An 8,798-nucleotide genomic window follows, 5' to 3' on the forward strand; every position below is an offset into this window, starting at 1 on the left:
TCGGCCCGGCGGCGCGGCTCGTAGCGTCGGAACGGCAGGACAACGAGCGTGCCGCACCACCGAGGAGGAGTCGTGTCTGAGCTGACCCGGTCCCAGCGCGAGTTCCGCGCCGCGATGGCCAACCTCTCGGCGGCGGTCAACGTCGTCACCACCGACGGCCCGCACGGCCTCGCCGGCATCACCGTGAGCGCGGCCTGCTCGGTCACCGACTCACCGCCGACCGTGCTGGTCTGCGTGAACCGGGAGAGCCGCTCCCGCGAGGTGCTCGTCGCGAACGGCCGCCTCTGCGTCAACGTCCTCGGCACCGACCACGAGGACCTGGCGATGCACTTCGCCGGAGCGACCCGCGTCCCCACGGCCGAGCGGTTCACCGCCGACGACTGGGACCTCGAGACCGAGGGCGTTCCCGTGCTGCGCGGCGCGCCCGCCTCGCTCGTCGGCCGGATCGTCGCCGAGCAGGGCCAGGGCTCGCACTCCGTGCTGTTCGTCGAGGTGGAGAAGGTGCTGACCAGTGCCGAGAGCGGGGCGCTGGTGTACTTCCAGCGCCGCTTCCACAACCTGGCCGCCCAGCCCGTCAGCGCCTGACCGAGGGGGACCTGTGACCGGACCTGCCGCGAACGAGGGCCAGCGCATGACGCTGACCTGCTACAACGACACGCACGGGTACGGCTGGCGGCACGTGGACCTGTTCGTCCACGACGCCGCGGGCCGCGAGCTCGGCTGGGTGCACTGGCAGGTGCCCGACGACGGCCCGGACGCCGCCGACGCCGTGACCGCCCGCGTGGAACCGCAGCTGCGGCGCACCTCCGACTGGCGGCACGCGGTCAGCGCGGGCGGCGTGGACTACTGGACCGCCGACGCCGCCTGGGCGCAGTCGTGACCGCCCGGCTGCACCAGCCGTGGTCGCTGCGGGAGCTCGTCGCCGACCTGACCACCGGGCGGACCACGCCGGACGCCGCCGCGGCACGGGCCCGGCGGCGGATCGAGGTGACCGACGGCGAGCTGCGCGCGTGGGTGGTCCAGGCCGAGGCGCTCGACCTCACCGCCTCCGGACCCCTCGGCGGGGTGCCCCTGGGCGTCAAGGACATCATCGACCTCGCCGGCCTGCCCACCCGCTGCGGTTCCCCGTTGCGCGCCGATGCCCCGCCGGCCGCGGCCGACGCGGCGATCGTGCGGGCGTGGCGCGCGGCCGGAGCCGTGCCGATCGGCAAGACCGTCACCACCGAGTTCGCGTACTTCCACCCCGGACCGACGCACAACCCGGCCGCGCCCGGCCACACCCCCGGCGGCTCGTCGAGCGGGTCGGCCGCGGCGGTCGCGTCCGGGCAGGTGCCGCTCGCGCTCGGCTCCCAGACGGCCGGCTCGGTCACCCGGCCCGCGTCGTTCTGCGGGGTCGCCGCGCTGGTGATGAGCCGCGGCCGGTTCCCGGTCACCGGGGTCGCGGGCCTGAGCCCCAGCCTCGACAGCCACGGCGTGTTCGCGGCGACGGCATCCGACGTCGCGCTCGCCTGGTCGGCGCTGACGGGGGAGCCCGAGGCCGCGCCGAGCCCGCCGCGGCTGCTGCTGTGGAGAGGCGAGGAGCAGGCCGAGGTGGCGCCCGCGCTGCGGGACGGCCTCCAGGCGGTGGCCGAACGGATGCGGGCCGCCGGTGCGGTGGTCGACGCGTTCCCCGGCGAGTCGCTCGTGGCCCAGGTCGCCGCGGCGCACCCGGTCGTGATGGCGTACGAGGCGGCGCGCGAACGTGCCGCGGAGCTCGCCCAGGCCGACCGGGTGAGTCCCCAGCTCGCCACCCTGCTGCGGACCGGAGCCGCGACGCCGGACGCGGACCACGAGGCGGCCAGGCTGGTCGTCGCCGCGGCCGGGAGCGACGTCCTGGCGTGGACCGCGGAGTACGACGCCGTGATCGGCCCGGCCACGCCCGGACCCGCGCCCGAAGGCGTGGCGGCCACCGGCGACCCGGTGCTCAGCCGCGGCTGGCAGGCGCTCGGCCTGCCGGTCGTCGCGGTGCCGGGCCTGCGCGACGAGCGGGGTCTGCCGCTGGGACTCCAGCTCGTCGGCCGCGACCGCGGGGAGACCGCCCTGCTCGGCGCCGCGCGCTGGGTGGAGGACGTGGTGTTCACACGGTGATGCCGCAGGTCAGGATGTCGCGGACCAGGGTGCCGAGGCTGTCGGCGCCCGTCTTCGACTTGATCCGCGCGCGGTGCACGTCGACCGTCTTCACGCTGGTGCCGAGCCGGTGCGCGATGACCTGGCTCGGCAGCCCGTCGACCACGAGCTGGAGCACCTCGCGTTCACGCTGCGTCAAGGCCTCCAGCCGCTCGCCCACGGCCCGCCGCCGCGCGTGCTCGGCGAACCGGTGCCGCGCCTGCACGAGCTGCGCCTGCACCAGCTCGACCATCCGCTGCGGCTGGTAGGGCTTCTCCAGGAAGTCGACCGCGCCCCTGGTGAGGGCGCGGACCGACATCGGGATGTCGCCGTGGGCGGAGCAGAACACGAGCGGCGCGGGGTAGCCGAGCTCGACCAGCCGGTCCTGCAGCTCGAACCCGCTGACGACCGGCATCCGCACGTCCACGATCACCACGGCCGGCTCGTCGCGGTCGAACTCGGCGAGGAACGTCGTGGCGTCGGGGTAGGTGAACGCCTGCACGCCGACGCTCTCCAGCAGGAACACCAGCGACTGCCGCAGGTCCACGTCGTCGTCGACGACGTGGACCACCGGGTCGGGCGGTGCGGGGGTCACGGCTTCATGAGCACCGAGGTGAACGGGTGGTCGCTCGCCCAGTCCGGTGCCAGCGGGGCGACGAAGACGTTCTCGGTGCGGGTGCGGGTGATCCGCCAGCCGCGGCCGGTGCGGCGGAAGGAGTTGTTGAGGCGGCTGGACCTCAGCAGCGACTTGCCGTCGGAGAACAGCCAGGGCTGCATGTGGATCCACTGCCCGCTCGCCTCGTCGCCGTCCACGTGGATCTGCTCCGAGGTGAGGTAGTGCGCGTTCAGCAGCAGCTCCGGTTCCTGCTTCTCGCCCCAGAACCGCTGGAAGTGCGCGCGGATCGCGTCCGCGCCCTCGGCCCGCCCGAACTGGCCGTCGTAGTACTCGCCGACGCCCTCCCACACCGCGTCGGCGGTGTAGAGGTCCATGATCAGGTCGATGCGGTGGTCGTCGTCGAGGACGCCGAACTCGGGGCAGGGCGTGTCGCACAGGAACATGTAGCGCGCCTGGAGCCTGCGGATGTCGGCCTCGGCCTCGAGGACCGCGACGCGGCGGGCGAGGTCGGCGACGGTGTTCTCCAGAGTCATCAGGGCTTCCTCACAGGACGATGGTGACGGTCTTGACCTCGGTGTTGGCGAGGATCCCCTCGTAGCCGAGCTCGCGGCCGGAGCCGCTCGCCTTGAGGCCACCCCAGGGCAGCTGCGGGCCGAGCGGCGACCAGCCGTTGACGCCCACCGCGCCGGCCTGCAGGGCCGCGGAGACCGCGTGCGCCCGGCCGAGGTCGGTGGTCCAGACGGTGGCGGCGAGGCCGTAGTCGTTGTCGTTGGCCAGGGCGATCGCCTCGGCGTCGTGGTCGAACGGGATCACCGTGCCGACCGGGCCGAAGATCTCCTCCCGCGCGATGGTGTGGTCGTTGGTGCCCGCGAACACGGCCGGGCTGACGAAGAAACCGGGGCCGTCGACGGGGGAGCCGCCGGTCACGAGCGTCGCGCCCTCGGCCCGGCCCTTCTCGACGTAGCCCAGCACCTTGTCCCGCTGGGAGCCGTTGACCAGCGGGCCCATCGTGGTGGCCGGGTCGAACGGGTCACCGACGACCTGTGCCTCCGCAGCCTGCTTCAACCCGTCCAGCACCGCGTCGTACACGTCGCGGTGCACGAGGACGCGCGTGCCGGCGGCGCACACCTGGCCCTGGTTGGAGAACAGGCCCATCGCGGCCCCCTGGATCGCGGACGGCAGGTCGGCGTCCTCGAAGACGACCTGCGGGGACTTGCCGCCGAGCTCGAGCGTGGTGCGCTTGAAGTTCACCGCGCTGTTGCGCAGGATCCGGCGGCCGGTCTCGGTGGAGCCGGTGAAGCTGACCTTGTGCACGCCGGGGTGCACGGCGAGCGCCTCGCCGGTGACGGCGCCGATGCCGGGCAGCACCTGCACGGTCCCGGCCGGGAAACCCGCCTCCTGCACCAGTGTCGCGAGGTGCAGGATCGACAGGGCCGCGTCCTCGGCGGGCTTGACGATCACCGCGTTGCCGGTCGCGAGCGCGGGGGCGAGCTTCCACCCGAGGATCATCAGCGGCGCGTTCCAGGGCACGATCGCGGCGACGACACCGATCGGCTCGCGCCGGGTGTAGGCGTGCGTGGGGGCGCCGAAGTAGCTGGCGCTCGCCAGGACTTCGCCGTTGACCTTGTCGGCCCAGCCCGCGTAGTAGCGCAGCGAGCCGACCAGGTTGGGCACGAACAGCGCGCTCGCGAAGCCGAACGGGACGCCCAGTTCCAGCGCCTCCAGCCGGGCCAGGGTCTCCGCGTCCCGCTCGACCAGGTCGGCGAGCCTGTTCAGCAGCGCACCCTTGCCCGTCGGCGGCACGGCGGCCCACTCGCCGTGCAGGGCCTTCGTGGCGGCGGCGACGGCCGTGTCCACGTCCTGCGCGTCGGCGGCGGCGACCTCGGTGATCGCCTGGCCCGTGCTGGGGTTGACGGCGGTGTAGGTGCCCGCGCCGCCCGCGGTCCAGCTCCCGTCCAGCAACAGCTCGGTTGTGGTGGTCGTCATGCGGTGCTCCCGGTGAGGTCGAGGTCTGCTGCGGAGGGTGCGACCCACCAGACGCCCGCCACCACCGCGCATTCGAGCGCGACCAGCAGGACGAGGAGGGCGGGATCGTGGACGTGGGTGGCGGGCTGGAACGCGGCGCCGTGCTGATGGGACGGCGCCGCCGGAGCGAGGAGGGCGAGGTGTGCGGCGACCATCCCGATGGCGCCGAACGCCACCAGGGCCAGCGACCGCCGGCTGTCGTGCTTCCAGAGGTGGACCGCGCACGGCAGGCACAGCACGCCCATCACGCCGAGCAGGAGGTCCGATGTGGACAGTGCGCTCGCGAGGTGGGCCAGTGCGCCCGCCCCGGCCAGGACCGCGGTCGCGCGCCGCACCACCTCACGCGTGGCCATGACCGTTCGTCCCGTTCTCGGTGGCACAGCACGAGTCCGCGGCGGCGCGGTTGAGGTCGGGCACGTCGAGGGTCGGGTTGCGGTCGAAGAACCCGTGCGGCCTGAGCTTGAAACCCGTGTAGTCGACCGGCATGATCGGCCAGTCCTCCGGCCGCACGAAGTGCGTGAGGCCGAACGTGTGCCACACCACGAGGTCCTCGCCGTCGATGGCGCGGTCGCCGGCGGCGTAGGCGGGCAGGCCGTCGCCGCCGGGGTTCTGGTTCACGGTGTAGCCCGACGGCCACAGCTCGTCGCGGTCGTAGCGGGTGACCCACAGGTGGTGGCGGGCGAACGCGGCCCGTGCGGCGATCGACGAGTCCGGATCGGCCAGCAACGCGGGCTGGCCCTCCGGGTGGAGCACGTACGACGTCGGCTCGCCGAGCCGGTTCATGCGCTCCGCGCTGGAGATCGCCCACACCCGGCTCAGGTGCGCCGCGGCCTGCCTGCGGGCCTCCTGCTCGGTGCGCAGCCGAGTCCGCGACCGCCGGATCGCGTTGCCCCACGGGTTGTCCGGCCCCGTCGCGACCGGCACGACCTCCAGCTCGTCGACCTGGTTGCGCACGCCGTCCACGGCGAAGTCGAGCCGCGCGGAGAACAGGTGCTGGTGCACGGGCGCGCCGACGCCGGGCGCCAGTTCCGTGAAGTGCTCGTCCTGCCCGTCGTAGCCGGACGGGAACGGGATGCCGGTGGCCTTGACCTCCAGCTCGATCGTGCCGTCCAGGTAGAGGTACCAGTAGAAGCCGTAGTCGTAGTTGCCGACCGTGCCGAAGAACGACACGACCACGCGGCGCTGGCGGCGGGTCTCCGACGAGCCGGAGAAGATGTCGTTGTGCTTCCAGAGGATGCCGAAGTCCTCCTCGTGGATGCAGATGGCGTTGCGGATCGTCTTGGGCGCGCAGTGGTCGTCGACGACGACGGCGTCGAGGTAGGTGATCTCACCGAGGCAGTCGCACCCGAGCTCGAGGGAGTTCGCGAGCCGCCCGAACTGGTACTCGCCCAGGTCGAAGTAGTTCTGCCAGCCGTGGGTGGGGCCTGGGTCGCCGTAGTTGACGACCATCTCCGCGACCGACGCCCGGTAGAGGACCGGCCGCTCGGTGCCGGCGTCGTCGTAGGAGAGCTGGTGCAGCGTCAGGCCTTCCCGGCCGTTGAAGCCGATCCGCACCGACCAGTTCTGCCAGCGCAGCACGCCGTCCTCGACGGAGAACGACACGCCCTCGGGCTGGGTGATCGAGATGGGCTTCAGCCCGGTGCGTTCGGGGCCGCGGTAGGCCGGGTCGAGGTAGTCGCCGGACTCCTGCGGCGTGTGCTCGACGTGCGTCTCGACGACGCGGAGCACGCGGCGGCTGCTCACGTCGACGTGCGCGATGACCCCGCCCACGGGGTGCGCCCACGCCGAGTCGGTGGGGTGGTCCTGGTAGAAGCTCAGCACGCGGTAGACCCGGTGGCCCACCTCGTCGTCGTAGCCGAACACGCCCGCCGACAGCGGAACCGGCCGGACCTTGCCGATGTCGGTGATGCCGCGCTTCGCCACCGCCGCGAGCCAGTCCGGGTCGGCCTTGACGATCTGCTCGACCAGCTCGTAGTCCTCGTCCAGGCACGGGCCGAAGCCCACGGCCGCGGGGTCGAGCACCGTCCTGGACACGACCTCGCCGGCCGTCACGTCCACGACCAGCGCGGCGATCTCCAGGCTGGCCACGTCGGTCAGCAGCAGCGACACCTCGCGCGGCAGCTCCCGCGTCCCGTCCCAGGCGAGCACGTCGGCCTTGTCCGGTTCGCGGAGCAGCACGTACGAGTACCTGCTGTGCTCCCCGGCCAGGCCGGCCGCGGTGACGACCTCGCGGGCGCGCAGGACCTCGTCGGGGGTCAGGGCGGCCAGCGGGTGCCGGGGCGCGCCGGTGGCCGGTGCGGGGGTGGTGGGCAGCGTCTGCAGAGACATCGGGTTCCTCACGCGCGGTCGGTCGGTGGTGGGGTGGGTCAGGCGGGTTCGACGACCTCGGGCGCGGCGGTCCGCGCGCGGACGCGGCTCCAGCCGAGCGCGAACATGACGGGCACGGCGGCGAGCAGGAGCACCACGGTCAGCGTGCTGCCGCCGGTGAGGGTCCCGAAGTTGTTCACCACCAGGGCGAGGATGCCGAGCATCAGCACGACCGACAGCGCGGGCGCCCCGAACGTCGTCCACCGGTTCGGCTCGACCCGGTGGCGGCGGAAGTAGGCGATCACGGCCACCGACGTGAGGATGTAGAGCACGACCAGCGTGGCCACGGCGAGTCCGCTGAACCAGCTGAACAGCGTGGCGACCGGGTTGAGGCCCAGCGCCGCGAACGGCGCGACGACCGCGGCGGCCACGACGGACTGCGCGAGCGAGGCGGCGGCCGGCGCCTGGTGGCGGTTGGTGCGCTCCAGCACGGCCGGGAACAGGTTGCTGCCCGCCATGGCGTGGAAGTAGCGCGTGATCATGTTGTGGAACGCGAGCACCCCGGCGAACAGCGACGTCACCAGCAGGACGTCCGCGGCGGTGCCGGCCCAGCCGCCGAGCACGTTCTCCAGCGGTGCCAGCGCGAACACGGCGGGCTCGCTCGCCAGCGCCTCGCCCGCCGCCGCGCCGACCGAGCCGGAACCGTAGTAGGCGACCAGCATCCACGTCACGAACGCGAGGAACACGGCGATGACGGTGACGGCGACGTAGGTGGCGCGCGGGACCGTCCTCTTGGGATCACGGGCCTCGCTCGAGTAGATGGCCGTGGACTCGAAGCCGAACATCGACGCGATCGCGAACATGATGGCGATCCCGGGCGCCCCGGCCAGCACGGCCAACGGCCCGAAGCTGCCCGCCACGTCGAGCGCGGCGGCGCCGCGGCTGACGAGCACGCCGATCGCGAACGCGGTCAGCAGCACCAGTTCCGCCGCGACCAGCACGGCGAGCACGCGGGCACCGAGCTCGACCTTGCGCGAGCCCAGGAACAGCACCAGCGCGATCGACAGCAGCGACCACAGCCACCACGGCGACTCGACCCCGGCGAGGCGGGTGAGCAGACCCGACGTGCTGGCGCCGAGCAGCCCGTACATCGCGAACTGCACGGCGTTGTAGGACAGCAGGGCGAGCAGCGAGCCCCCGGCACCGGCCCGCAGGCCGAGCCCGGCGCGGATGACCGCGAAGAACCCGCCGCGGGTGTCGAGGTGCCGCGTGATCGTGGTGAACCCGACGGCGAAGAGGATGACGACCAGGCCGACGGCCAGGTAGGCGCCGGGGGCGCCGGCCCCGTTGCCCAGAGCGACCGCGAGGCAGGCGGCGCCCACGATGCTGGTCAGCGGAGCCTGGGCGGACAGGACGAAGAACAGGATGCCGGGCACGCCGAAGGCGTTCCGCTTCAAGCTCGTTCTGGGTGAATCCACATTCGACATCGAGCGCCTCCACGAGGACCGCGGTGCGGGATCCAGAGGGCGGTGACCCGGCGGGGACATCGCCGTTGACGTGGACCAGAGTCAGCCAGAACGGCAAACTTGTCAATCGGATAGTTTGCTGTCTGGACACCTCGTATCAACCCGATGATCGTTCTTATGAATGGAGAAGCCCCGGACGCACGCGGCCACCCCCGGCCGTCACGGGGACGGCCGGGGGT

9 protein-coding genes are annotated in these 8,798 nt (G+C 72.9%); 3 read left to right on the forward strand and 6 right to left on the reverse strand.

The window, feature by feature from the left end; all coding sequences use genetic code 11:
• Positions 1–72 precede the first annotated feature (72 nt).
• The 3 genes from ACFWGZ_RS01905 to ACFWGZ_RS01915 are packed head-to-tail and all read left to right on the forward strand — an operon-like array spanning position 73 to position 2,127.
• Positions 73–585: a flavin reductase gene (locus ACFWGZ_RS01905; RefSeq protein ID WP_382449560.1), complete on the forward strand. Its 513-nt coding sequence runs from the start codon at positions 73–75 to the stop codon at positions 583–585.
• 13 nt (positions 586–598) lie between these two features.
• A complete protein-coding gene (locus ACFWGZ_RS01910; protein WP_382449561.1) occupies positions 599–880 on the forward strand; it encodes a hypothetical protein in 282 nt (93 codons plus the stop codon).
• A complete protein-coding gene (locus tag ACFWGZ_RS01915; RefSeq protein ID WP_382449562.1) occupies positions 877–2,127 on the forward strand; it encodes an amidase in 1,251 nt (416 codons plus the stop codon). The genes ACFWGZ_RS01910 and ACFWGZ_RS01915 overlap by 4 nt, the downstream gene beginning before the upstream one ends.
• Here the strand turns inward: ACFWGZ_RS01915 and ACFWGZ_RS01920 are convergent.
• From ACFWGZ_RS01920 to ACFWGZ_RS01945, 6 genes are read right to left on the reverse strand one after another with little or no spacing between them, the layout of a single operon-like run.
• Positions 2,117–2,740, reverse strand: a complete 624-nt coding sequence (locus ACFWGZ_RS01920) for a response regulator transcription factor (protein WP_382449563.1) — start codon at positions 2,738–2,740, stop codon at positions 2,117–2,119. The genes ACFWGZ_RS01915 and ACFWGZ_RS01920 overlap by 11 nt on opposite strands.
• The gene (locus ACFWGZ_RS01925; RefSeq protein WP_382449564.1) at positions 2,737–3,294 is read right to left on the reverse strand and encodes a nuclear transport factor 2 family protein; all 558 of its coding nucleotides are present in this window, start codon (positions 3,292–3,294) and stop codon (positions 2,737–2,739) included. The genes ACFWGZ_RS01920 and ACFWGZ_RS01925 overlap by 4 nt, the downstream gene beginning before the upstream one ends.
• Before the next feature lie 10 nt (positions 3,295–3,304).
• The gene (locus ACFWGZ_RS01930) at positions 3,305–4,747 is read right to left on the reverse strand and encodes an aldehyde dehydrogenase family protein (RefSeq protein ID WP_382449565.1); all 1,443 of its coding nucleotides are present in this window, start codon (positions 4,745–4,747) and stop codon (positions 3,305–3,307) included.
• Positions 4,744–5,139 (reverse strand): hypothetical protein, encoded by a 396-nt coding sequence (locus tag ACFWGZ_RS01935; RefSeq protein ID WP_382449566.1) that lies wholly within the window; start codon positions 5,137–5,139, stop codon positions 4,744–4,746. Before ACFWGZ_RS01935 ends, ACFWGZ_RS01930 begins: the two co-directional genes overlap by 4 nt.
• Positions 5,126–7,114: a primary-amine oxidase gene (locus ACFWGZ_RS01940; protein WP_382449567.1), complete on the reverse strand. Its 1,989-nt coding sequence runs from the start codon at positions 7,112–7,114 to the stop codon at positions 5,126–5,128. Before ACFWGZ_RS01940 ends, ACFWGZ_RS01935 begins: the two co-directional genes overlap by 14 nt.
• Before the next feature lie 38 nt (positions 7,115–7,152).
• Positions 7,153–8,550 (reverse strand): APC family permease, encoded by a 1,398-nt coding sequence (locus ACFWGZ_RS01945; RefSeq protein WP_382449568.1) that lies wholly within the window; start codon positions 8,548–8,550, stop codon positions 7,153–7,155.
• Between the last annotated feature and the right edge of the window lie 248 nt (positions 8,551–8,798).

This window comes from Lentzea sp. NPDC060358, from assembly GCF_042725365.1.
Taxonomy (GTDB): domain Bacteria; phylum Actinomycetota; class Actinomycetes; order Mycobacteriales; family Pseudonocardiaceae; genus Lentzea.